The 25365-nt window shown below is 57.8% G+C and carries 21 protein-coding genes and 1 pseudogene; 8 read left to right on the forward strand and 14 right to left on the reverse strand.

What is annotated here, in order from left to right; genetic code table 11:
• Positions 1 to 233 precede the first annotated feature (233 nt).
• From AF337_RS02590 to AF337_RS02620, 7 genes are all read right to left on the reverse strand, one after another.
• Positions 234 to 632 (reverse strand): Zn-ribbon domain-containing OB-fold protein, encoded by a 399-nt coding sequence (locus AF337_RS02590; protein ID WP_049730922.1) that lies wholly within the window; start codon positions 630 to 632, stop codon positions 234 to 236.
• 2 nt (positions 633 to 634) lie between these two features.
• Positions 635 to 1795 (reverse strand): thiolase domain-containing protein, encoded by a 1161-nt coding sequence (locus AF337_RS02595; RefSeq protein WP_049730923.1) that lies wholly within the window; start codon positions 1793 to 1795, stop codon positions 635 to 637.
• The gene (locus AF337_RS02600) at positions 1788 to 2885 is read right to left on the reverse strand and encodes an amidohydrolase family protein (protein ID WP_049730924.1); all 1098 of its coding nucleotides are present in this window, start codon (positions 2883 to 2885) and stop codon (positions 1788 to 1790) included. The genes AF337_RS02595 and AF337_RS02600 overlap by 8 nt, the downstream gene beginning before the upstream one ends.
• Positions 2882 to 3457, reverse strand: coding sequence for a carboxymuconolactone decarboxylase family protein (locus AF337_RS02605; RefSeq protein ID WP_049730925.1), 576 nt, complete (start codon positions 3455 to 3457; stop codon positions 2882 to 2884). The genes AF337_RS02600 and AF337_RS02605 overlap by 4 nt, the downstream gene beginning before the upstream one ends.
• A gap of 4 nt (positions 3458 to 3461) precedes the next feature.
• Positions 3462 to 4280 (reverse strand): SDR family NAD(P)-dependent oxidoreductase, encoded by an 819-nt coding sequence (locus tag AF337_RS02610; RefSeq protein WP_049730926.1) that lies wholly within the window; start codon positions 4278 to 4280, stop codon positions 3462 to 3464.
• A gap of 77 nt (positions 4281 to 4357) precedes the next feature.
• Entirely contained in the window at positions 4358 to 6133 is a 1776-nt protein-coding gene (locus AF337_RS02615; RefSeq protein WP_342028404.1) for an NAD(P)-binding domain-containing protein, read from the reverse strand.
• A 234-nt stretch (positions 6134 to 6367) separates the two neighbouring features.
• Entirely contained in the window at positions 6368 to 7021 is a 654-nt protein-coding gene (locus AF337_RS02620) for a GntR family transcriptional regulator (protein WP_049730927.1), read from the reverse strand.
• 181 nt (positions 7022 to 7202) lie between these two features.
• On the opposite strand from AF337_RS02620, the gene tcuA reads away from it, so the two are divergent.
• From tcuA to AF337_RS39500, 3 genes are all read left to right on the forward strand, one after another.
• Positions 7203 to 8612: an FAD-dependent tricarballylate dehydrogenase TcuA gene (tcuA, locus tag AF337_RS02625; RefSeq protein WP_049730928.1), complete on the forward strand. Its 1410-nt coding sequence runs from the start codon at positions 7203 to 7205 to the stop codon at positions 8610 to 8612.
• A complete protein-coding gene (gene tcuB, locus AF337_RS02630) occupies positions 8602 to 9705 on the forward strand; it encodes a tricarballylate utilization 4Fe-4S protein TcuB (protein WP_049730929.1) in 1104 nt (367 codons plus the stop codon). The genes tcuA and tcuB overlap by 11 nt, the downstream gene beginning before the upstream one ends.
• Before the next feature lie 627 nt (positions 9706 to 10332).
• Positions 10333 to 10560, forward strand: coding sequence for a twin-arginine translocase TatA/TatE family subunit (locus tag AF337_RS39500; RefSeq protein ID WP_082336734.1), 228 nt, complete (start codon positions 10333 to 10335; stop codon positions 10558 to 10560).
• A 559-nt stretch (positions 10561 to 11119) separates the two neighbouring features.
• Here AF337_RS39500 and AF337_RS44910 read toward each other — a convergent pair.
• From AF337_RS44910 to AF337_RS02660, 6 genes and pseudogenes are all read right to left on the reverse strand, one after another.
• Positions 11120 to 11545 (reverse strand): annotated as a pseudogene (locus tag AF337_RS44910) (SDR family NAD(P)-dependent oxidoreductase); the annotation flags it as partial.
• Positions 11546 to 11810: 265 nt separating this feature from the next.
• Entirely contained in the window at positions 11811 to 13088 is a 1278-nt protein-coding gene (locus AF337_RS02640; protein ID WP_342028405.1) for an NAD(P)-dependent oxidoreductase, read from the reverse strand.
• A 5-nt stretch (positions 13089 to 13093) separates the two neighbouring features.
• Positions 13094 to 13879, reverse strand: a complete 786-nt coding sequence (locus AF337_RS02645) for an SDR family NAD(P)-dependent oxidoreductase (protein ID WP_049730932.1) — start codon at positions 13877 to 13879, stop codon at positions 13094 to 13096.
• A 69-nt stretch (positions 13880 to 13948) separates the two neighbouring features.
• The gene (locus tag AF337_RS02650) at positions 13949 to 14797 is read right to left on the reverse strand and encodes an SMP-30/gluconolactonase/LRE family protein (protein ID WP_049730933.1); all 849 of its coding nucleotides are present in this window, start codon (positions 14795 to 14797) and stop codon (positions 13949 to 13951) included.
• A gap of 107 nt (positions 14798 to 14904) precedes the next feature.
• Complete coding sequence (locus tag AF337_RS02655) at positions 14905 to 15648, reverse strand: SDR family oxidoreductase (protein ID WP_049730934.1); 744 nt, start codon at positions 15646 to 15648, stop codon at positions 14905 to 14907.
• 116 nt (positions 15649 to 15764) lie between these two features.
• Entirely contained in the window at positions 15765 to 16205 is a 441-nt protein-coding gene (locus AF337_RS02660) for a sugar ABC transporter substrate-binding protein (protein WP_082336735.1), read from the reverse strand.
• Positions 16206 to 17242: 1037 nt separating this feature from the next.
• On the opposite strand from AF337_RS02660, the gene AF337_RS02665 reads away from it, so the two are divergent.
• The 5 genes from AF337_RS02665 to AF337_RS02685 all read left to right on the forward strand — a co-directional run bounded on the left by AF337_RS02665 (position 17243) and on the right by AF337_RS02685 (position 23799).
• A complete protein-coding gene (locus AF337_RS02665) occupies positions 17243 to 18220 on the forward strand; it encodes a Bug family tripartite tricarboxylate transporter substrate binding protein (RefSeq protein WP_049730936.1) in 978 nt (325 codons plus the stop codon).
• Between the two features lie 124 nt (positions 18221 to 18344).
• The gene (locus tag AF337_RS02670) at positions 18345 to 19826 is read left to right on the forward strand and encodes an aldehyde dehydrogenase (protein ID WP_049730937.1); all 1482 of its coding nucleotides are present in this window, start codon (positions 18345 to 18347) and stop codon (positions 19824 to 19826) included.
• Positions 19827 to 20059: 233 nt separating this feature from the next.
• Positions 20060 to 20509, forward strand: a complete 450-nt coding sequence (locus AF337_RS02675) for a tripartite tricarboxylate transporter TctB family protein (protein ID WP_244471159.1) — start codon at positions 20060 to 20062, stop codon at positions 20507 to 20509.
• 10 nt (positions 20510 to 20519) lie between these two features.
• Positions 20520 to 22013, forward strand: coding sequence for a tripartite tricarboxylate transporter permease (locus AF337_RS02680; protein ID WP_049730939.1), 1494 nt, complete (start codon positions 20520 to 20522; stop codon positions 22011 to 22013).
• A 157-nt stretch (positions 22014 to 22170) separates the two neighbouring features.
• A complete protein-coding gene (locus AF337_RS02685; protein ID WP_049730940.1) occupies positions 22171 to 23799 on the forward strand; it encodes an MFS transporter in 1629 nt (542 codons plus the stop codon).
• 183 nt (positions 23800 to 23982) lie between these two features.
• Here AF337_RS02685 and AF337_RS02690 read toward each other — a convergent pair whose 3' ends face one another.
• The gene (locus AF337_RS02690) at positions 23983 to 25188 is read right to left on the reverse strand and encodes a DUF3422 domain-containing protein (protein WP_049730941.1); all 1206 of its coding nucleotides are present in this window, start codon (positions 25186 to 25188) and stop codon (positions 23983 to 23985) included.
• Positions 25189 to 25365: the final 177 nt, after the last annotated feature.

The raw sequence follows: 25365 nt of genomic DNA on the forward strand, positions 1-25365 counted from the left end.
AGGACTGGCAGTCAGAAGCCCTCTATCGCAAGACGGCCTTCACCGTGGGCTTACGTAGTGCCGCTCGAACCGCATGATCTTTCGACCGGCCAAGAATGGCATTCGACGACACGACCGTACCAATTCTGGCGAATGGAAAGACCGATGAGGCCGGTCGCCATGCAGAGGTTCGGCGGTAAGGACATGCTCCGCCGGCGCCCGGTAGCCGACGATCGCCAAGACTGACCAAGGTCCTATCTCTTGTCGGTTGGACGAAAGGCAAGATAGGGCCGGTCCATTTTGTCCTCGGAAGAGACGAACTCAACTTCAACGCGTTGTCCGATTGGTACAGCTCTCAAACTGTCGGTGAGGATCTTGGTCAGTATTCGAGGCCCCTCGTCGAGTTCGACATAGGCGATGATCAGTGGAACATCGGCCCTTCTGAAAATGGTCGATGTATAGACGTGGCCAAGCCCACGGCTCTCGTGCCAACCAATCTTGCCCGCCAGACAAAAAGGACAGACTGCCCTCGGATACCAATGAAACCGACCGCACTCCTCGCATTTTGGTAACAGGAAACGACCCGTTCGCGCCGCTTCGAAAAAGGCGGCGGCTTCGACGCTGACTTGTTCCGAATCGTCAATCTGGTGCATTCTCAGACCCGTTCCAAAATCAGCGTTGCACTTGCGTGACGGGTCGCCATATGTCCGCCCGTAGCTTGGACGCAGGCGAGCTCGCAGTTTCTGACCTGAATTTGCGGCGCCGCCTGATTGCGCAGTTGCCGAACCGCCTCGATCACCTTGGTGATACCGCCGCGGTTGGCCGGATGATTGTTGCACAGGCCTCCTCCGTCGGTGTTTACGGCAAGGCGCCCAACATTTGCAATCAGATTGCCATCCGCGACGAAGGCACCACCTTTCCCCTTCGGGCAGAAACCCAGATCTTCCAGCTGAATGAGGACCGTGATGGTGAAACTGTCGTATATAGACGCATATCGTATGTCATCGGGTGTCACGCCCGCCTGCGAGAAAGCCTGCTTCCCAGATCGTGCAGCCGCCGAATAAGTTAAATCAACCGCTCCGGCGTCTTGATGCTTGATGGCCATCCCGGAACCTTTTACTCGGATGGCCGCATGACCAAGCGACGCTGCTATTTCTCGCCGCGCTACCACGATTGCACCTGCACCGTCAGTGATCAGACAGCAATCCAGGCGATGCAAGGGGTCAGATATCAGCGGTGAGTTTAGCACGTCGTCGACGGCAATGACCTTTCGCAAGACCGCGTTCGGATTATGCTGCGCATGATGCGAAGCGGCAACCCTGACCCAGGCAAGCTGTTCGCTCGTCGTTCCAAACTCATAGAAATGACGGGCGGCTACGAGTGCATAATTGGCGACGTTGGCGACACCGTAAGGTCGCTCCCAGAGAATATCGGGGGCGGCGGCGTCCTTGACGATCTTCTTTGTTCCGGTCGTCAATCCTTCGGTCTTCGGCCGTCCAGCCTGGGTTATAAGGGCAACGTTGCATTTGCCCATTTCTATGGCAACGCAAGCCTGCGCAACCTGCGCGACCGCAGAACTTCCACCGATATCAAGGGTATCACAGTGCCGTAGGCGGAGGTTTAGATAATTTGCCATCGAAAGAGCCCCGCCAGGGGCGTCTCCTGAACAGAAATAACCGTCGACGTCGTCTTTGCTGAGGCCCGCATCCTCAAGAGCGCCCCGCGCGGCTTCGGCGTGGAGCTGAGCGACGGTCTTATCCGGAGCGGACCGCGTCGGATGTTCGAACACGCCGACAATCTGTGGCAAATCATTCATGTCCGGGTCCGAAATCGTTCATGCGCCTTACACCAGGATCAATCGTCAGCCGATAGAATCGCGCCGCAGAACGCCAGAAAACATCGTCTCTCTCGTCCTGACTGAGGTGCTCGACAATTCGCTTCATTGCATTCCAGCCGACAGAGTAGCTATAGCTGCCTTTGTCCATCGGGAAATTACTTTCAAACATACACCGGTCACTGCCAAAAGCTTCCAAGATCGTTGCCATATAAGGCCGCCATCGTTCCGCCAGTTGCTCTGACGAAGGCGCGATGCATTCACGCTCAAAATCAAAGCCTGACAAACTCATTCCCAATCCGCCGAGTTTAACCATGACATTCGGGCATTTGGCCAGATCCGAGATTGCAGCCGACCAAACAGAGAACACCTCGTTTTGCTTTCCCTCATAGGGACCGATTCCGGCAATGCCGCCGCAATGATCAAGCACGATAGCCGTATTGGGAAATGTCCGCGCAAGCTGAGTAAGGCGCGGAATTTGATGAAACAGCAGCCAGGCGTCAAAGCTCAACCCGAGAGGCGAAAGCTTCGCAAAACCGGCACGAAAAGCATCGCTGTCGAGCATCGCTTCACTGGGTTGGTAAGCTCCATTCACCATTCCCGGGTCGGGATCCCAAACAGCAATATGACGGATTCCCCGAAAGCGGCCATGATGGTCCGCCCCCCCGCCTGCGGCGGAGATGTGCGCTTCCAGAACGGGTTGCACCGCATCACCACGAAGCAGATCGGCATAGCCAACAATACCCGCGCAGGCGCGCACATCGCCATAAGTCCCGCTTGCGCACATGGCTGCCACGCCATTGGCAAATTCGGTTTCGCCGACCGGCTTCATGAGTTCCGGCCCGTCGGCGCGAAGCATCGCCCGTCCTTGCACATAGACCGTCGCTTGGACGTTGTGACCCCCGCCGATATCCGCCAACATATCGTCAAGAAGGTAACGCCAGCCCGGCCTGTCGAAGAGATGGTGGTGGGCATCGATGATCGGCTGATCGGGATAGAGAATCTCCTCCTTGCGCGTGGAGAGCCAAATAGGACGTATGGGGATATGGCTGCGCTGGGCTGTTTTGTTCATTGGCCAGGAGCACTCGTGAATTGCGGATCACCGAGCTCGACCGCCTGATTTTGCGGCAGCCCCAATTCAAATGCGTTGGCCGTCAGGGAGACAAGCCCGTAATAGCCGACGACGGCGACAAGCTCGACGATCGCGCGTTGCCCGAATTCGGCAACAGCGCATGTGTAGAGCGAATCCGGAATGCGCCGCTGTTCGAGCAGCGCTTTGCAAAGATTATAGACAATCTGGTCCCTTTGATTTGCAAATACAGGCGCCATGCCAGCGGCGATCGTCCCGATGACCCACTCATCTATGCCGTGTTCGAGGGCGTGCCGCTTGTGCGATGTCCAGACCTGATGCGCCATCCAATGACGCGCCGTAACCAGGATGGCCAGTTCCACCAGATGCGGTTCAAGTGCGGTGTGGAACCGCAATACTTCGCCGAGCTGCTGCCCGCGGCGCGCCAGTTCCGGGTTTTGCAGCCAAGCAATCATCGGTGACGGGATCTTACCACGGGGGCCGGCAATGACCTCGGCGCAGGCCGCACGCTGCTCTTGTGTCATCCCTGCTTCTGGAAGCGTCAATCTTGGCATTTCGTCACCGTGCCGCCGTCAAGCCGCCATCGACCACTAACTGCGTGGCCGTGATGTAACTTGCCTCGTTGCTGGATAGATAGACAACGGCATTGGCGATATCCCATGCGTCTCCCATGCGACCGATGGGAATACTGGCGTGCCGTTTGGCGATAAATGCTTCCGGGTCCTTGATATCGAGTTGTTTCATGAGCCGGTTCTCCACCAGCGGCGTATGCATGGTGCCGGGAATGACCACGTTGACGCGGATGCCCCGCTTGACATAGGCAATGGCCGTCGAGCGGGTAAAGGCGATGACACCGGCTTTTGATGCGGCATAGGCAACGTGCACGCGACCCCCCACGGCCGAACTCAGGCAGGCGACGCTCGCCATATTGACGATCGCACCGCCACTGCCATCAGCCTGAAACTGCTGTTCCATCACAGGCAGGATGTGTTTGCATCCCATGAACGCGGTTTTCAGGTTGAGGTCCAGCTGGTTATCCCAGGTTTCTTCGCTCATGGTGACAGGATCGCCGGGCGCGCTTCCGCCGACATTGTTAACGAGAATATCAATGCGGTCGAAATGTGCCAGGCAACTGTCGACGGCCGCCTTGACCTGATCGCTGTCCGTCATATTGCAGACATGGGTAGCCCAGCCAGCGAGTCCTTCATCCGCCATGGCGGACGAGGTCGCATCGAGGGCCTCGCGGCTCAGATCCACGCCAAACACCTTGGCACCCTGTCGTGCCATCAAGACCGCAATCGCTTTGCCATTTCCCCATCCCTCGCCGGCAGATCCTGCACCGGTGATGAAAGCGACTTTTCCTGTTAGATCGAGCATTTTTCCTCCTGTCGCGAACGCTTTTGCCCGTGCGTCGCTGCTTTTGTTTTGCGCCGAAGAACCAGAACGATGACGGTCTAGGGAACCAGCCCTTCCTCGATGGCCTTGATCTGAAGTGCGAGCGGCTTTGAATAGATGCGGCACTGGGCTAGCCCGCCACCCATGAACCAAAGGCCCTTCTGCGCCGTCGGCCTGTACATGTTGTTCATTTCGCCATCGGGCGCGATGCCCCAAACTGGGCCAATCTTGTCTGCGATTTCGCTTCCCAGGAGATGACGGACCAACTCCTGTGGCGACAGATACCCGCTAGCTGTGACAATCAGGTCGGCCTTTTCGACGCGGCCATCGCGCATATAGGCGCCATCTTCCCCGAAGCTGTCGATGTCATCGAAATGCAGGAGGCGGATCTTGCCTTCGACAATCAGCTCCGAGCATCCAACGTTGAGATAATATCCCCCACCGCGGCGGCGGAGCTTCATCTGGTGACCGGTCTCATCCTCGCCCATATCGAGCTTGAAGCCCTTCGCTTTCAACCCAGTGATCAGATCCTTGTCCATCTCAACCATCTTCTTGACGTTAAGCTGATAGCTGCGGATCAGGATCGGGTTGGTATTTGCCGCGGCGATCAGATCGCTGTCTTCGATGGGGAAACCCTCGGCATACAAGACGTGGTTTATCTGCGACGCCTCGATGCTGACAACAGTGGTTGAACTTCTCTGGACGATGGCGACGTCCGCGCCATGAGCATGCAGGTCCTGCGCCACGTCGTGGCCACTGCTGCCGGTGCCGAGCACCAGGGCGCGCTTGCCCTTCCATTGCGAGCCATCCTGGTACTGATGCGTGTGGATAATATCCCCTTTGAATTTTTCAAAACCCGGCAAGTTCAGATATTTCGGGATGCCGTTGACGCCGTTGGCAAATACCAGGTGCCTCGGTCTCAACTGTCTCTCGCTGCCGTCTGCACGGCGAACCGTGGCAGCCCAGCCGCCTGCCGCGTCGTCGTACCGGGCACCCGTCAATTCGGTCTCCGTCCAGACGTTCAGTTCCATCGCCCAGGCGTACATTTCGAACCAGCCCGCAAGCATATCCTTTGTCAGAAGCTTGGGCCAATTTGGCGGAAACGGGATATAGGGCATGTGATTGCGCTGCACCTCGTTATGAAGGGTGAGCGAATGATATCGCTTGCGCCAATTATCCCCGACATGCGGATGCTTCTCGACCACCAACGTGTCGACTCCAAGCATCTTGAGCCTTGCAGCGATACCAAGGCCAGCCTGACCGGCGCCAACGACAATGACTGCCGGTTCCCGGTCCTCGTAGGCCTGTTCTCTTTTGCGGATGTCCAGCCAGTTTTCGCCGCCAAAGCCCTTGGAATAGTTACTGCCCGAGGGCCGGTTTGCCAAAAGAGGCTCTTCATGGCCCTTTATTTCGTCCATCGATGTCAACAGAACCCAAGCCTTGTCGGGCTCTTCTACAGGCAGGCGCAACAGCCCCTCACCGCGGCTTACCGGGGTGTCGAACTCAAAGATAGCCTCGATCACTTCCACCCCTGCACGGCTCACACGGCGCGGCGCAGTGCGCGTCGGCGAGACGCTAAAGCGTGTCGCTGTAACATTGGCCCGCGTCTGTAAGAGCCGGTCAACGATCTGCTTCTTGCCCTCGAACTGGGACACAGACCAGGTAAAACCCACCAGGTCGCGCCAATGGCAATCGTCACAAAAGAGATGCTCAAGCGACTGCCTGTCCGCGCTGGCGAGCGCGTGTTCGAACGTATCAAGCCATCGCTCAGCGCGCTCCCTCGCTGATGTGGCCGATACGTCGATCAACTCCGGTGCGAACTGCACTGTATTCACTGGAAACCTCCCGGAAATTTTGGATGCGGATCAACTGCGTATGCTTCCGCGTCGTCTCGGCAAACTAGGTGAATGACCGGCGCAAGCCTCTCATTCAGTATGTTCGCAGATCACCCTAAGGGCATCTTCACGCGTCGCCTATGTTCACGGACGCCAAAGATTGTGACCCACGGTGCAATAATCAGATGTTGTCTTCTGGTGGGTGCGGGCGGTTATCGCCCCTGTGGGTGAGAGTCAGATATTGCCGGCGCGGATGAGGGTGAGGCGCGTTGCCAGAGAGCGGGAGATGTGGTCCCTGGCAGCGTCTGCGGCGGCCTTACCATCGCGCTCGGATATCGCTTTGATCATGCTGACATGCTCGCTCGCAGCACTCTCCAGCCGCGCAGCTTGCGTAAAGGTTGTTTGCGGCAGCAGCGCAATGGTTTCTTGCAGATCCTCGACCGCGGCGCGCAGGTATCGATTCCGTGCGGCATCATAAAGCCGGGCATGGAATGCACGATTGAGCTTCGCCGCTTCTTGGGGCGAACCCGCCGCGGCAAATTCGATGTTGAGTTCTTCCAGATTTGCAATCTCGGCTGCGGTGACGTGTTGAGCTGCAAACTGCGCAACTAATGCTTCGAGCTCACCCCGCATCGCATAGAGTTCAAATACCTGCTCCATGTTGAGCGTTGCAATTTCCAAACCACGGCCCGGGGCGGCCTGCAAAAGGCCTTTTTCTTGCAGGCGACCGAAGGCTTCACGCACGGGCGTTCGACTGATGCCTAAACGTTCGGCAACCTCCTCCTCGCGCAAGCGGCCGCCTGGCGGATAGACACCCTCGCGGATGAAATCCAGGATGATCTGGTAGGCGCTCTGCCCCAACATCTGCCGCGCACTGCTCTTGGCCATATTGGCAGCCTCCTCCGTTGGTCGCCGGTTCAATCAGTCTTGTTTCATGAGGCCACACCTCATTTCCGTGGTCACAGTAGACAGCATCATCCCCCATGAGCGGAAGCGCAATATTCGCTGTTGCACAGGTTTGCGTGCTATTGTATACAAACGAATACTAAGCTAGGGACAGGAGGCAAGTATGGCGGGACGTGGACCAAGCGCGCTGGCGCAGATCCGATGGGACGTCATTGTTGTGGGCGGCGGAAATGCCGCCCTATGCGCCGCGATTGAAGCGGGCCATGCAGGCGCACGGGTGCTCTTGTTGGAAGGTGCGCCAAAACCCTATCGCGGTGGCAACTCACGCCACACGCGCAACTTCCGGTGCATGCATCAGGGCCCGATGTCGGTGTTGACAGGCGTCTACGAGGAAGAGGAATATTTTCAGGACCTCATGCTGGTGACCAAGGGAAAGACCGACGAACACCTTGCTCGTATGGCAATACGCAGCTCCGAAGGCTGTCTGCCTTGGATGGAGACGCACGGAGTGGTCTTTCAGCCGTCGCTATCAGGTACACTGTCACTGTCGCGCACCAATGCCTTCTTCCTCGGCGGCGGCAAGGCTCTGGTTAACGCCTATTACAACACGGCATCAGATCTTGGTGTGACGATTGTATACGAGGCCAAGGTCCGCCACATCGCTCTTGCGTCGGATTCGTGCGAGGCTGTTCAGGTTGTCATCGACGGGAAGGAAATGGAGTTGGCAACGAAAGCCGTCGTGCTCGCTTCGGGCGGGTTTCAGGCGGATCTTGACTGGCTTGCCCGCGCCTGGGGGCCTGCGGCCCGCAACTTCCTCATTCGCGGTACACCGTATAACCGCGGTGAAATACTGCGCGATATGCTCGATTCGGGCGCAGAAAGCGTAGGTGATCCCACCCAGTGTCACGCTGTTGCCATTGACGGAAGAGCGCCAAAATATGATGGCGGGATCGTCACGCGCCTGGACTGCGTCCCCTTTTCCGTTGTCCTTAACAAGGACGGCCAGCGTTTCTACAACGAGGGAGAAGACGTCTGGCCGAAGCGCTACGCCATCTGGGGACGGCTTGTCGCCGCACAGCCCGACCAGGTCGCCTATTCCTTGATTGATTCCAAGAGCGTCAATCTCTTCATGCCATCGGTCTTTCCCGCAATTGCAGCCAACACGATCCCGGAACTTGCCCAAAAACTTGGCCTGCCGGTCGATTCAGTGTTGAAGACTGTCACCGATTTCAATGCCGCATGCCGCCCCGGCCGGTTCCATCCTACCGAACTCGACGGAATGTCGACTGAGGGCCTCGAGCCTCCCAAGACCAATTGGGCCCGCCCGCTCGATACGCCGCCCTACTATGGTTATTCACTGCGTCCGGGGGTGACCTTCACCTATCTTGGATTGAAGGTTGACGATACGGCCCGCGTGAATGGATCCAAAGGCCGTTTCAAAAATATCTGGGCGGCGGGAGAGATTATGGCAGGTTCCATTCTCGGAGAAGGATATCTCGCGGGCTTTGGAATGACCGTTGGGACAGTTTTCGGACGTCAAGCCGGCAGGGAGGCCGCCGCTCATGCAAATTGATATCTTCGCGCTTGCAAATCCGGGCGATCCCCAGGGGACGGCAACGCAAGAGGCGCGGCGTCAGCTCGATATCTGTAACGCCTGCCGGTACTGCGAAGGCTACTGCTCGGTCTTCCCCGCGATGACGCTGAGCCGTGCTTTTTCTGACGGCGATGTGACGCAGCTTGCCAATCTGTGCCACAATTGCCGCGGCTGCTACTATGCTTGCCAGTACACAGAACCACACGAGTTCAAACTAAACCTGCCTCGCGCATTGGCCGAGGTCCGGGTTGAAAGCTGGGAGAAATTTATCTGGCCAAGTGGTCTGGCCCACCTGTTCCAAAAGAGCGGGGTCTCGCTTGCCGGTGCGCTCGCTACCGGCATAGCGCTCCTGTTCGCGGTTGCCTATGCAATGCGGCCGGAAAGCGGGCAAGGCTTTTACGCCGTTCTATCCCATACGCTCATGGCCACGTTGTTTTCCGTTGCATCGCTGCTGCCGCTCGTTCTCGTCAGCGTCGGACTGTGGCGATACTGGCGTTATGTCGGCGGCGATCGTATTACCCTACAGCATCTGCGCGATGCATTGGTTGATGCGGGCAAGCTTAAGAACCTGTCCGGCGGATCGGCAAAAGGCTGCAATTATGAAAAGCAAGACCGATTTACCATGGCGCGGCGCTGGGCCCATCATGGCGTCATGTGGGGCTTTCTTCTATGCTTCGCCTCGACTGCATCAGCCACGGTTCTGCACTACGTCATGGGCATGGAAGCGCCCTACCCCTTGATTTCGGTTCCCAAGCTGCTGGGTGTTCCGGGAGGGGTTCTGATGACGCTCGGCGGGATCGTGCTCATTGGCCTGAAGGTGCGGGCTGAGAAATCCCTGGGAGCGCCGGCGGTGTGGGGCGGCGAGATGGCTTTTGTTTTGCTGCTGACGGCCATCGCAGCGTCTGGTATCGCGCTTTACTGCGCGACGGGAACAGCTGCGGTTCGGCCGTTGTTGATCGGCCATCTTGGAGCTATCCTGGCTTTCTACCTCACGCTGCCCTTCACGAAAATGGTGCATATGTTTTTCCGCTTGGCAGCCCTTGTGCGTGACGCGCAAACGCGAGCGAGGTGAGCCAAAGGCAGCCGGTGGCTTGCGGCAAGTCCGATGGTTGCCGCGGCGCGGCTGGCGGTCCAGCTCCGGCGGGCGGTATCGCCTCCGATCACGCTGTGACGGATATCGATGAGAACATGCAGGTCGCTTCTCGCATCAATCGACGAGCGGTGGGGAGAAGCTGATGCTGTCTGCGCCAAGTCCAGCGCCTTATCTTCATCTTCGATGGTGGTCGAGTTCTGCAAGGCTAGCGGCAGGACCTTTGCACAGGAACGTCTCTCTCCTCACCTGATGAACCTTTTGCGTATCTGTATCCTGAGACCCGTTTGCGGGCACTCGCAATCGGATGGGGCTCCATGCGACACAGCTTTTAAGGCGCGAGGATGCCGTGCGTCCCTGGTTGGAGATCAGATGGAGATGCCCTCCCACTGCATTGATAAACCTGGCTTCTGAAAGCATGGAAAAGAAACGGTCTAATCACATCCGGTGAAATCCTATAGCATCAGTGCGGCAAGGTTCTTTGGCGACAAGCGCGACGCTTGACCGGCTTACCCGAGAAAGCGTTCAGACTGTCGCCGGGATATTATCAAGGACGAAAACGGGATCGGGATATGTACAGACGTTCCCGGCAATCAGGGAGTGACTGAATTGGGTTCATTTAGCGCGTGGCATTGGCTTATCGTCCTTGCAGTTGTTCTTCTGCTTTTCGGTCGCGGCAAGATTCCCGAGCTGATGGGAGACGTTGCCAAGGGTATCAAAAGCTTCAAGAGCGGCATGAAGGATGATGAGGAACAGAGCGCAGACGCATCGGTAAAGGGGCAGCCTCTTGACGAGCGTGCCACGCCGGTGCTTGCCCATCACGAAAGCAGATCCTGACCGGCCGACCGGGCATTTTGGCGCTCTCTATATGAGAGCGCCATTTCCTTCGCGAGGTTGCTCGCGTTGGCGAGAGGCACGCCAACGGCGAAGTTTGCAGACAAGGGCCGGGCTGTTCAGGACCCCCTGCGCAACAGGGGCATAATTGCGGGCTCGTCGGGAACCCGAGCTGGGTCTGTGCGACCGGCGCGGGGCGGAAGCCTTTGTCTATCGTGAGCGGCGGTCCTGCCGACATGGCCTCAAACTGTTCGACTAAGAATGGTTCGCTCGTCGATCTCGACAACGCTTCGTTCGTACTGAGATCGTCAAGCTGGCGTATCAGAACGGGCTTGTACATCTCCAGGGAATCGCCATCAGCCACGAACTGCCTGGGCGGGTCCTTCATCTGGGAAATCGTCAGCAGCACATAGGAAAGCCTTTCGGCATCGGCATGAGCATCAAGACCGTAGCCGGGCACGATCTCATCTGCCACGTTGATGTTGCTGGTATCCTCAAGGGGACCGTCTTTGTCGTCGGTGTCGCGGTGCTTATGCGGACCGAAGCCGGATAAACCGAGTGCAATTGTGGTAATTCGAATTTCGAATGGCTCAACTTCCGGAGCGACCGCCTGAGACAAACCCTCGACCGCAAAAGTGGCGGTGCTATAGGCGCTGCGCCGCGCCAGGCCCACGAGGCCGGCAACTGAACTGATGTTGATGATGCGGCCGTAGCCTTGGCCGCGCATCGCGGGCAGCACCGTACGCATTGCGTATATCACTTCGAACAGATTTGCTGATACCACTTCTTCGATGTCGCGGGTCGTCAACGCCTCGAAATTGCCGAGCCGCCTGTGGCCGCCGCTGTTGAAAAGCACATCAATACGTCCAAATTCGTTCAGCGCATGACGTACCGCGTCTTGCGCCCCTGGCTCATCATGGCCGTCGACGCGGACCACTGCCAGATTTTCACCGGCTACGTCCTTAAGGCTAGGTCTGGACCAACTCAATATTAGCCCCGGCCGCCACGACTTTTCCGCCAGACTTCAATACGGTGCGCGCCATAGCGCAGCCGATGCCATGTCTCCCTGCCGTGATGAACCATACTTTTGTCATGCAAATCCCTTTGTCTGCTGGGCAAACTAGAGTGCTCTCTCAAGCCGGATTAGTTGGCCTAACCTGCATGCAGTTAGAAGCGATTTTCTGAATGGGCCATCCTATTGGCTTGCCGTGGGAGAAATGATAGCGCCATCGCGGCTTATGTTTGGGCTCCGATCATTGTTGGGCTGGAGCGACAGGTGAGGCTTGCATATCTCGCCAACGCGACAGCGCCGTGGCGGGCATGATGAAGGGAAGGTTCGCCGTCGCCGCCAGCAGGGCCGCCGTCTCAAGTGCCTGCCGCTCTGCTTCATAGTCCCGCTGCGCCAACCCGCCTGCCGCTATAGCCGACAACAACGGCGAGGCAATCTGGCACCAGGCTGAGCCTGAATCGATGACACGCGCGATGTCTGCCACCGGAAGGCCGAATTTGCGGGCAATCTCGACCCCCTCCATCACGGCGATCACGTTGCACGCGGCCGAACTGCGGCAAAGAATACCTGTGAGATCAGCAGGGGTCAGTGATGCCGGAAGCGCGACAGACATCTGCGGCCCTCCGCCGGCGAGCCGGACCGACGATAATGTCTCGGTCAATCCTATGACATCATCGAGCCGGGCCTGTTGACCGAAAAGGCTGATTGCGCTTTGCATCAAACCGCGCGCTGTGGCGGTCAGTGGCATCGCTGCGCCAAGTCCTGTACCGAGATCAAGCGCTCCGTTGAGATCCTTGACCATCAGCGCCATCGCAAAGTTGGTGGTGGATCGGCCCTCGACTAACCCGACCAGCATATTGCGCGAAGTAAAGTTTGCGCCGTTCCCTTCATTCAGATCTGAAACAATGTCCGGAAGGGTCAGGCCGAATTTGCGCCCCAGCGCGACCAGCTCGAGCGTGGAAAGTCTGTAGCAGGCGCCAATGGCATTGGTGACTAGCTTCAAGGCCTGACCATCGCCGACGCGGCGACCGCATCGTAAAGTCTTGGTGCTCAGCTCCGCAAGGATAGTCCTGCCACGCTCCCACGCGGCATCGGGGCCGGATGCGATAATCGTTACCGAACGACTTTGCGCTGCTGCAATCCCACCACTGACCGGCGCATCCAGAAACAGCACATTGCGTTCGTCAAGCCTGCGGGCAAATTCGGTCGTCATCGATGGCACGCCGCTGGTCTGGTCGATCACCAGCGTGCCAGTCCCCAGGTGTTCTGCTAACCCATCCACGCCAAAAAGCAAGTCGCCGACATCCGAGGAGCGCGGAAGACATAGGAGCACGACATCACACTGTCGCGCCAGTTCGCGCGGTGTGTTGGCTATGCGGGCGCCAAGTGTCTCGAAACTCGCCAGCGTGGCCGGGTCGCGGTCATAGACCACAAGCTCCCGTTCGCCGACCAGATGGCGCGCCAGCGAGCCTCCCATGGCGCCCAGTCCTATATATCCAATCCTCACCACTTGCTCCTGCACTCCGTTCAGATGCGGTCCGACCGCCCGCCATCAACATTCAGGGTCTGGCCGGTGACATAACTTGAATCTTCCGACGCGAAGAACAGAATGACGGTTGCCAGCTCTGTTAGCGTTCCGACGCGGCGCAACAACAGGTGTTTACGCCGGTATTCGAGGTGCTCTTCGACCTGTTCCGGGGTGCGCGTCGACGACGAGAATTCAGTGAGAAAGCTGCCTGGTGCAACGCAGTTGACAGTAATCCCGTCGGGGCTCAGCTCACGCGCAAGGGTCTTGGTCAACATAATCACCCCTGCTTTCGCTGATGCATAGGCCGCGCTTCCACCGGGCGAGCCTGCGGTGTTATGGGGGGCGGCCCCTGTGCCAAGTGCCGAGGAAATGTTGACGATCCGTCCGTAACTGCGTTCGCGCATGAAGGGCGCGACCGCCTGCGAACAGAAGAAGACACCTTTCAAGTCGACCGCCAGTACCGGATCCCAATCCGCGCTCGTGGCATCGGCAAACGATTTGTAACGCGAAATGCCTGCATTGTTGATCAGGATGTCGATCTGACCGAACTGCGTATGGACCGCTTTCATCAAAGCATGTGTATCGTCGCGGTTTGCAACGTCACAAAGGTGACCCGCTGCGGTAACACCATGCGCCTGCAGGTCGCCGACCGCTGTTTCGATAGCCTTTGGATTGATGTCTGCAATCACAATTTTCGCGCCATGCGCTGCGAACATGTCGGCGGTCGCTTTACCGATGCCGGACGCTCCCCCAGTGATGATTGCTACCTTATCCTTCAACCGCATTGCGGGTCCTCGCTTCTCAAAAATTGTCCACATTTGTGACGGTTCACAAGCTCGTGTCTGTCGTCTTACTTAGGATCCGATGGCTGGCACATCCACCGTCGCGGTAAACAATGCACCCAGGCGAGCGCCGGCCGCGATGCTTTCGCTCGCCCCCAGATAGGTCGAGAGAAAGAGCTGCCGCCCGTCCGCTCCACCCAATGTGCACGATACGCCACAGCCTTGAAATTCGAACCAGTGCGTGACACGCCCGCCATCCAGGACGCGAACAAACTCACCGGTGTTAAAGCAGCCCACCCAGACGGCGCCTTCGGCATCGGCGCAAATACCGTCCGGTTGTCGGTGGCCCATATCGGCGAAGACGCGGCGGTTCGTCAGTTCGCCGTCGATACCCAGATCGAACGCTGTCAAGCGACAGGCCCATGTTTCCGCCACGATCAGAGTGCGCCCGCCATGGATGACGACTGATCCATTGGGAAACTCAACACCTTTCGCCACCTCCGTAATCGTCCCGTCCGGATCGATGCGATGCAGCGATGTTGGCCTGCGCGCCTCGCCTGCGTCATAGTCATAGCCGAAATTGCCGACATAGATCCGGCCGCGGTCGTCGACCGCAAAATCGTTTACGTCACTGGCCGCATGGTCATAGAGGTCGGCATAGGTTTCGGTGATCTGACCGTTAACCAGTCTCAAAAGCTTCCGCTCTTTCGAGGAAACGATAATGAGAGAGCCATCGGGCAGAAAACCCAATCCAGATGGCCGGTGGGGGACCAGGCACGCGACCCGCCGCTCTCCCTTCGGCGAAATGGCGTAAACGCGGTGGTCAAACACATCGGACACCCACAAATGATCATGCTGCCATTTCGGGCTTTCCAGAAAAATGAAGCCGTCTGCAAAACGCTGCGCTTTTAAAAGCGGCATCGGGCACCTCCTCAGTTGCCGAACTCTCCCCTGGTTCCCGAGCTCATCCTCTTGAACCCGAGACGCAGCAAGATCTAAAGTCTCGTTTGCGCTGGCGTGAGCATGCCCTACCAGCCTGCATCAACCTGGATATTCTGTCCGCTGATCAGGTCGGCCTGCGCAGACGAGAGGAAGACGGCAAGATTTGCAATATCGACCGGCTCGATCCGGCGCTTGACGCTCTGACGCTCCAAGATCCACTGATGGTACTGCTCGCGACGGTCTCCAAAATGGCGATATTCCGCGTCGGAAATCACGGCACCAGGCGAAACTCCGTTGACGTTGATATTGAACGGGCCAAGCTCGCGGGCAAATCCTTTGATCAACCCGAACATCGCGCCCTTTGATGCAATATAGGGCACGAAACCATCCCAATGCCCGGTGAGCGTCAAGGATGTCAGGTTGACGATCTTGCCGTAATTACGTTGCTTCATATGCCGGCTTGCAACCCGCATCAGCACAAACGCTGCCGATGAATTGATGCGCACTTCTTCCTCATACTCCGCGATCGAAAAGTCTTCAAAGGGTCTGTTGTTCACATAAGCCGCATTGTTGACCAGCACATCGATGCCGCCCAATTCATCCGCAAGCCTGGAAACCGCGTCTTCCGTTCCTTGCAGATTGCCGAGATCGCACCCGAAATAACGGGCTTCGGCCGCCAATTGCGAAACAGTCTCCTGGGCGCCTGGCGTGTCGGGCCGATCCAACGCGATAACTTTGGCCCCTTCCTCGCCGTAGCGGCTTACTAGTGCCCGGCCAATGGTTCCGAGTGCCCCTGTAACCAGGACCGTTTTGCCAGCCAGTAGGGCCATTTTGCTCTCCTATTTTTCAAGTTTTGCCTGCGCGGCGCGCGGCCGGGCGGTGCCGTCGTGTCTGCTCGTTCGCTGCGTTCAGCATGGGCCCCCACCAAAGGCGAACTGCGCGATGTTTATCGAGGGCTGACTGCACGCGTTGCCCCCGATGACGTTATCGGGGGCGAGCAGGCTGCAAAACTGGCGCTGCATCTGCTGCCGAAGGATCGCAAAGCGGGTCGCCAGACAAACGGGATATTCTTGTCGGAGACCTTGTCGACGAACGATTGCGCGACAACGGAGTCCAGTGGCAGGAAGCCGATCGCGTCAACCATCTGAGCAATGAGATCGTCGATCGAGTTACCTTGCTTTTCCACGCTTCCTCGCGGGTCGAGCACGACGGTCTTGACGCCGACTGCCTTCGCCTCGGCTTCGAAACCTTTGGCCGTTGCGACGCTATAAGGATAAATCATGCTGCCTGGAACGTAGCCGAACGTCAGGTCTTTTGCCCAGGCACTCCCGGACAGGACAGCGACACTACCGGCAGAAGCCAGCAACAACCGTGCTCCTTTGATCATTTCTTTGCTCCTCCATTCAGCCAAACTTGGCGGAAAGGCCTCCTGGCCACGATGTGGCATGCATATCTCCGAAAACAAACCGCTTGGACTGGCCGTTCTCCCGTCGGCCGCAGCGTTCTAAGTCGCGCATATAAACACTTAGCGATATGGCTGGCGGTCCGATACGGACGAATTGGCAAAAGAATTTTGCAGCTGGCGCAAAGATGAAACAGGTCAGCGCTCCTGCTGGCAACGAATTCCTTGTCGTGGATACCGGCACAAAAATCCGTCTTGGTGCGTGTACTGCAAGATCCGTGGAAGATACTGTAGCCGGTGCCGCGTGGCGCAGCATTTAGGGTCGATCTGCAGCGATGCGGCCAGCCCGAAGATGTCCTTCGCGGTGGCGCATCCGCCGCGCATCAAAAAGCAACCTCGTGCATCAGCTTGGTTTCGTCCTCGAAACCATAGACGGATTTGATTTCATGATACTCCTCCAACCCGAAGACATCCATCTCCCGTCCGATGCCTGATTGTTTGTGGCCACCTAGCTGCCTCGATCTGGCTCGCGTGAGCCAATCTGCGACTTGGGGCATGCGGTTTAGATCGGCGCTTTCAACGACGGATTGCACGAAACAATATGGCACTGTTTATGCCATTCAGCTTTGCACCGTCCGCAAGAATGTGGCGCGCGCCATACCTCGGAGGACTGCATTTGCTTGTCTGTGGTTTTAAGTGGGAGAGATCCTCAAGTGGATGACGAGCGTGAGGTTGCCGCTCAGGTCCAGTTGCGAGCTTCGTTAAATACCGGTCTAAGCCTTGTAAACGTGCAGTTTGCGATGGGTTGGGTGTATTTGGGATATAATTCCAGCTTATATGCCCGAGATCGGGAATCCGGCTTTTTCCTTTACATAGGCCGTCTAAGAAGATGGATTGGCCCGCGTATCAACGCCACCAAGCGGCCTTGAACGCAGGCGCGCTGGGAGGTCAGAGCGGGTGGAGCGATTGCCAGGTATCGACATGTGCAACTGCCTCAAAGTGCCAAAATTCGGGAGGAACGCATGATTTCAAGAAGAGACGTATTGATCGGTGCCGGCGCGGTTGGATCGGTGGCCATGTTTTCGCGCGTTGCGAATGCGCAATCCAAATGGCCTGCCAGACCCATCACAATTACGATCGCCAATGCGCCTGGAGGCGACGACGACACGTTGAGCCGGTTCTTGGCGGAAACGCTGACGTCCGAACTCGGCCAAGCCGTGGTAATCGAGAACCGTGGCGGCGGATCGACCACGATCGGAGTAACTGCAGCGTCTGCGGCCAAAGCCGATGGCTACAGCTTTCTGTGTCTGCCGACGTCTGGCCTTGTGCAGACCGTGTTGCGCGACAAGCTGCCCTACACGCTCGAAAGCTTCACGCCGATTGTCGGGATAGGCGGTTATCCTCTGGCTCTAATCGTGTCCAAGAGAGCCGGGATTAACACTATCGATGACCTCATGGCTGCAATCCATTCGCCTGAAGGCGTGACTTTCGCAAGCGCCGGCGTTGGCACCATTGCCCACCTGACAGGGACGGCGTTTATCAAGGAAGCCAAGGGCAAGGGGATCAATGTCTCCTACAAAAACAACCCGGACGGCATTCAGGGGATCGCCGGCGGCTTTACCCAGATGATGTTTGTGTCTGCACGCGAAGGCGCCATCCTCAAGGACGACGAGAATGTGAAGGTGCTTGCGGTCACATCGTCCGCCCGCACCAGCAATCTACCGGATGTGCCCACGACCACGGAGATCGGCTATCCGCAGATCGATGGGCGGGTATGGTACGGCTATCTTGCACCTGCCGGTGTCCCTGAGGAGGTCGTGACCAGGTTTTCTGCAGCGATCGTCAAGGGCGTTCAGGATCAAAAATTCCAGGAGCGGTTTGGCCCTCTGTCATTCCATACAGATCTCAAGACCGGTGAAGAATTCAAGGCTTTTCTCACCAGCGAACAGAACCGTTTTCGAAAAATCATTACCGAGAACGACATCAAGCTGAATAACTAGGTTCGGTGGCCGCGGCTGGTTAGGTGACGCCATTTGCGGAGTGCCGTCACACCTGCGCATTCACAGCACACGCAGCTTTAGCGCCGCCTATTTATCGAAATCAAGACTGAGTTCAGGAGTGAGCATGCACAGGTACCAGCTTTTTATCGACGGGGCGTTCAACGACGCAGAAGGTGGCGAATGGATCGAAAGTGAAGATCCCTATCACGGCAAGGCGTGGGCAGAGATCGCCCGCGCCACCCGTGGTGACGTTGACCGCGCCGTAGCGTCGGCGCTCCGCGCCATGGAAAGCGGTCCCTGGAGCAAGATGACCGCCAGCGCGCGAGGCAAGATCTTGCGAAAGATCGGCGATCTGGTTGTCAGCAACGCAGACAGGATTGCAAGGATAGAAGCGCGAGACAATGGCAAACTTCTGGCCGAAGTTCGCGGCCAACTCAATGGCGTGGCAGAGTGCTGGTATTACTTCAGCGGTCTGGCCGATAAGATCGAAGGTTCGTCCATCCCGATTGAAAAGGCTGACACGCTTGCCTTCACCCTTCGTGAGCCAATCGGCGTGGTTGCTGCACTGACAGCCTGGAACTCGCCGATCTGGTTTGCGACCGTGAAATGTGCACCAGCACTGGCAGCTGGTTGCAGCGTCGTCGTCAAGCCTTCTGAATTTGCGTCGGCGAGCACTCTCGAACTTGCCGCGCTCGTCAAGGAAGCCGGCATGCCGGACGGCGTCTTTAACGTGGTCACGGGCTTCGGACACGAAGCCGGTGCGGCGCTGGTCGAGCATCCCGATGTCACGAAGATCACCTTCACCGGTTCGGATGCGACGGGCGCCAAGATCTATGAGACGGCCGCCAGACATATGAAGCGCGTGTCGCTTGAACTCGGTGGAAAATCGCCGAATATCGTGTTTGACGATGCAAATCTGGAACTCGCCGCCGCGGGCGTGGTGTCGGGAATTTTCGGCGCGGCCGGCCAGATGTGCACGGCCGGCTCGCGCCTTCTGGTCCACAGTTCGATCAAGGAGGCTTTCATCGCAAAACTGGTCGAGCTTGCCAGTCACATCAGAATGGGTGATCCCATGGATCCCAATACGAATGTCGGGCCTATCGCCACACCGCCACAGTTCAAGAAGGTCATGGATTATCTCGACATTGCACGTGCAGACGGCGCTCGCCTAATTCTCGGTGGACACGCTGCAACCGGCGAGGGCCTGACAGGGGGCCAGTTCGTCCAACCGACGATCTTCGCCGATGTTACCAACAATATGCGCATTGCCCAGGAAGAGGTCTTCGGCCCAATCCTGTCGATCATCACGTTCGAGACCGAGGACGAGGCCATCGAGATCGGCAACGACATCGCCTATGGGTTGGTTGCCGGTGTCTGGACGCAGAATATTGGCCGCGCAATGCGTATGACCAAAGCGCTGAAAGTAGGCACCGTGTGGGTCAACACCTATCGCGCCTACAGTTACATGATGCCATTCGGCGGCATGAAAAAGTCCGGGCTCGGACGAGAGGGCGGCATCGAGGCGATCAACGAATATCTCGAAACCAAGAGCGTGTTCCTGTCGACTGCCGATGAAGGGCCAACCAACCCGTTTATCATGCGGTAGCGGTGGTCAGGTCCGGCTTTAGCCTGCCCAGAGACGGTATTTTGACGGCCGACACTGCCTTACATCCACCGACGAATTGCTTGGCCGGCTTTCGTTCCATGTCTTTGCGGAGCTGTCATCCGGACCTGTTCTGCATGGCGGGTCGCCAAGGCAGCGCCACATAAAGACGCCCAACACAAATCGGGGAACATCTCGAAATGCAACAAGAACCAGTCGAAACCACATCTGGAAAAATGAACGCCAAAGACCTTGCGACGGGTGTGTTTCTGATCGCTGTCGCCGCCTTGGGCCTGATCCTGAATATGGAGAACGCTCTCGGTACGGCCGCTCAAATGGGCCCCGGATACATGCCCATGCTCATATTCGCGCTGCTGGCCATACTGGGGGTTGTGGTGATCGTGGGCGGGTTGCGTAGCGGCCCCGACCCACTTGAAAAATGGGCATGGAAGGAACTGGTCCTGATCCTTGGAGCCATGGCCGCGTTCGGCGTGCTGATCGAGCGGATCGGGCTCGGCTTGTCGGTTGCAACAGTCGTCGTCATCAGCACACTTGCCGACCGCTCGCACACGGTTTTAGGCGTTGCGGGATTGACGGTTGCTCTCGTCTTCATCTGTTGGCTGGTGTTTATCCTTGGCCTCAACCTGAACGTCTCGTTCTTGCCCCCTGCCCTGACCGAACTGTGAGCCAAGCACTATGATTGACAATCTCGCGCTCGGCCTCTCGGTCGCAATGACATTTCACAATCTCGGTTTCGCCTTCATGGGCTGTCTGATCGGCACGGCCATCGGCGTTCTGCCGGGGATCGGGCCACTGGCAACAATCGCTCTGCTGCTGCCGCTCACCTTCGCGCTTGATCCCGTCACAGCCGTTATCATGTTGTCCGGCATCTATTATGGTGCCCAGTATGGCGGTTCGACTTCCGCCATCCTTCTGAACCTTCCTGGTGAAGTTACAGCCGTGGTGACGACGCTTGAGGGTCACAAAATGGCGCTCAAGGGGCGGGCCGGCGCCGCGCTTGCCGTTTCTGCTCTTGGTTCCTTCTTCGCCGGAACCGTTGCCACCCTTGTTGTGGCTGCGTCCGGACCTGTCTTGACCTCATTTGCGTTATCATTTGGCCCAGCCGAATATTTCTCGCTCATTCTGCTTGGATTGATCATCGCGACGGTTCTTGCCCAGGGCAGCATTTTCAAGTCCATTGCCATGCTTGCGCTCGGCTTGGCACTCGGGCTCGTCGGAACCGACATCCAGAGCGGCGAAGTTCGTTTCTCGCTCGGTTTCTTCGAGCTATTCGAAGGGATTGACTTCGTTGCGGTTGCTATGGGGATCTTTGGTATCGCCGAGATCGTGCGAAACCTAGAGCACCCTGAAAATCGCAATGGGACGATTTCCAAGGTCGGAAGCCTGATGTTGACCAAGGAGGAGTTCAAGCGGGCAACGCCGTCAGTCCTCCGCGGCACGTTCGTCGGCTCGCTGCTCGGTATCTTGCCGGGCGGCGGCTTGGCCCTGTCGACCTTCGCATCCTACATTCTCGAGCGGAAAGTCTCGAAATACGGCCATGAATTCGGAACAGGGGCTATCGAAGGTGTGGCGGGCCCGGAGAGTGCGAACAATGCCGCGTCGCAGACCTCATTCATTCCCATGTTGACCTTGGGCATCCCGGCCAATGCCGTGATGGCCCTGATCATCGGGGGCTTGATGATACACGGGATCCAGCCGGGGCCTGGTGTCATTCAGTCGCAACCCGCGTTGTTTTGGGGTCTGATTGTCAGCATGTGGATTGGCAATCTGATGCTTCTTGTCATCAATCTGCCGCTCATCGGCGTCTGGGTTTCGCTGCTGAAACTGCCTTACCGCTATCTCTATCCAACCATTCTCGTCTTCTGCGCGATTGGCGTCTACTCGGTCAATTACTCCGCATTCAATGTCTTCGAGACGGTTCTTTTCGGGTTGGTTGGCTACCTGCTTTACAAGTTGAAGTGTGAGCCTGCACCACTCCTGATCGGCTTCGTCCTCGGCCCGATGCTCGAAGAATATCTGCGAAGGACAATGGTCGTATCGCGTGGCGATCCGATGGTCTTCATCGAGCGCCCGGTCAGCGCCGTCCTGCTTGCCATTGCGGCGATCGCTCTGCTTGCCATGCTGTTGCCGGCGATCCGGCGCAAGAAGGATGAAGCGCTCGAGGAATAGGGTCCCGTAGCAGGTTCTGTGGGCTCCAGTCGAGCTATGCAGAAGAACCGGTGCCTATACTGTTACGGTATCAGGCCCGGATCACCGCCTGCATTCGCACCTGCGCGGTTCCAGGCAAGCAGGGTCAACACGTACATATTCGGGGTGAGGACGCATTTTGCCGGATAGACTATCGCCGCTTGCCCCTTTCAGGCACGACACCTTCCGGACCATCTGGCTGGCGAGTTTGGCGTCGAATTTCGGCGCGCTGATCCAGGCGGTCGGCGCCGGTTGGATGATGACGTCGATCTCGCATTCGGTAAACATGGTGGCGCTGGTCCAGGCATCGACCTCCTTGCCGATCATGCTCTTCTCGCTGGTATCCGGCGCGCTGGCCGACAATTTCGACCGCAGGCGCATTATGCTTATCGCCCAGTGTTTCATGCTGTTCGTCTCCGCGCTGCTGACTGCTTGTGCCTGGTTGGGATTCATCACACCCTGGCTCCTTCTGTTTTTCACCTTCCTCATTGGCTGCGGCACTGCGCTCAACAATCCCTCCTGGCAGGCCTCGGTCGGCGACATGGTGCCGCGCGAAGCATTGCCGGCTGCCGTGGCACTTAATAGCATGGGCATCAACATCACCCGATCGGTTGGTCCGGCGATCGGCGGCGCGATCGTCGCGGCCGCCGGTGCGGCCGCCGCCTTTGCTGCAAATACGCTCAGCTATTTCGCCATTATCTTTGCCTTGGTGCGCTGGCGCCGAGAAATCACCTTGAGCAAGCTGCCACGCGAATCGATGGGCCGGGCGATTTCGGCCGGTTTGCGCTATGTGGCGATGTCGCCGAATATCGGCAAGGTACTCCTGCGCGGTTTCGCGTTCGGCCTGTCGGCCAGCGCGATCCTCGCTCTGCTTCCGCTCGTGGCACGCGATCTCGTATCCGGCGGCCCGTTCACGTTCGGGATACTGCTGGGTGCCTTCGGGCTCGGCGCCATCGGCGGCGCCCTGCTCAGCGCGCGGCTGCGCGAGCAGCTATCGAGCGAGGCGATCGTGCGTATCGCCTTTTTGGGATTTGCGGTAAGCAGCCTCGTCACCGCGCTCAGCCCCTACAGTGTCGTCACATGTCTGGCTCTTCTTCTGTCCGGTTGCGGCTGGGTGCTGGCGCTATCGTTGTTCAATACGACAGTGCAACTTTCCACCCCGCGCTGGGTGGTCGGCCGCGCGCTTTCGCTCTACCAGACGACCACCTTCGGCGGCATTGCCGCCGGCAGCTGGATCTGGGGCCAACTGGCGGAACTGCAAGGTCCGGCAAACGCGCTGATGATCTCCGCCGTGGTCATGGTCGCCGGCGCCGCCGTCGGCCTGCGGCTGCCGCTGCCTGAATTCCAGTCGCTCAATCTCGATCCGCTTGACCGCTTTTCCGAGCCGCCCTTGCAGCTGGACCTCAAGCCGCGCAGCGGTCCGATCGTGGTGATGATCGACTATGACATCGATGACGAGGACGTTCCGGAGTTCCTGACCGCCATGGCCGAGCGCCGCCGCGTCCGCATTCGTGATGGCGCCGGGCAATGGGCCCTGATGCGCGATCTCGAAAATCCGACCGTCTGGACAGAGACCTATCATGTCCCGACCTGGGTCGAATATGTCCGCCACAATCAACGCCGTACCCACGCGGATGCCGCTATAGGGGATCGTCTCACAAATTTGCATCAGGGCGCTTCACCCCCCCGGGTCCATCGAATGATCGAACGACAGACCATCGTCCCTTACGCCTATGAGCGGTATAAGCAGTCGTTGGACATGCATTGAGTACCAACTATTTGGCTATGACGGACGGGCGCCCAGATAGGGCTAAATTTAACGCGCAAAAGACAACTGTCCCTGCGCCGGAATGGACGAACTATTGAAGGCAGGCAAAAGCGCATCTTGTCCGATCGCCTGATCAAAACCTGATCAGACACGTGGGACGGATGGCTCCAAGCGGGGAATTGCTCAGGACTTGAGGGCGTGCTTGACTCTCAGAACTGTGATGCAGACCGCGCCGACAACCACAGGCACACAGATCAACATCACGAGTGGGTCAATAGGATAGCCTGCATGCTCGGATGTTTCCAATACCAGCTTGATTAGGCTGAGCAAATAGTAACTGATCGCAAGGATCGAAAATCCTTCGACGGCGCGCTGGATCTTGACCTGCGTGGCGGCTCTTTCCGCCATTGCTTGGATTTGCACCGCGTTTTGATATTCAATTTCAACCTGGATACGCGTCTGAAGCAGATCGATGAGATGCATGGTCGCGTGCGACAGCTGCTCCAATCGCACTGCGGTCGCCTCACAAGTGCGTATCGCAGGCTTAAACCGTCTGGCCACAAAGACACCGTAGCGCTGGAAGCCGGCAACATGAGATTCCCGCAATTCCGCAATGCGCTCTTCGACGATCTTTGCGTAGGCAATTGTAGCGCCGAAGCGGTTTCGTGTTTCCGCAGTCGCAGAGATCACCTGTGCGGACAGAATGGAGATCTCTTCAAGAAGGCTTCTATGCGCGCTCGTCGGGGTCGTCAAATGTCGGTTGGTAAGCTCGACCAGCTTCCTGTCATAGTCAGCCAGCAGGGGTCCGAGACGCCGAGCCTCCGGCAATCCCAGCAGTGCCATGACGCGGTACGTCTCAATCTCGTAGACTCGGCGAACCATGCGACCGAGCCTATAGGCATTTAGATCAGTGTTGAACAGGATGGCGCGGCTGCTGTTGGATGCGCTGACGCGAAAGTCCGAACAAACCAAGGCGCCGCCGCCAACGATGGAAGCTGCCGTGTCCGCAAATGCGAAATCTGTGAGCACAGAGCTGATGTCGCGCGGAGGCGCGCCTGCAACGAGAATCTCAAGTCGGCAGATCAGCGTCGCATCGTTCAGGCCGGACAGGCTTCTGGCCTCGTCGATTGTCAGATTTGTTGTTGGCCAAGCCGCCGGAGCATCCGGCAGCTTTGTCACTCTTGTGACGGTTACGAACTCGGTGTGAACCTCGACCTGAGTCTGGACAGTTCCATCACGCCCTTTTTCTCCGGATGCACGGTGACCTGAACTCATCGCGATAGCTGTCGCTGGGCGCAATGCAATATGTTCAACGAAGGACTGACCCGAAAAATAGATGGACGGTCTCGCATGTAATTCTGCATTGAAATCCAGCTCGACATCCACCATTTTTGCCGTCCCCAGTTTACCACTGCGCCGACCCTGTCGGTCTCTTTCATAGCCGTTGCGCGATAGGCCGAAACAAGAGTTCATAACCATCGGCATCTGCGCTCCGATGAAGGGCGATGAGCAACGACGACGCCGACCTCTTCTGCTGTTTTGACCATGCCCAGACTTCCGATTGAC

It is taken from the genome of Rhizobium ecuadorense, assembly GCF_001187535.1.
Lineage (GTDB): Bacteria > Pseudomonadota > Alphaproteobacteria > Rhizobiales > Rhizobiaceae > Rhizobium > Rhizobium ecuadorense.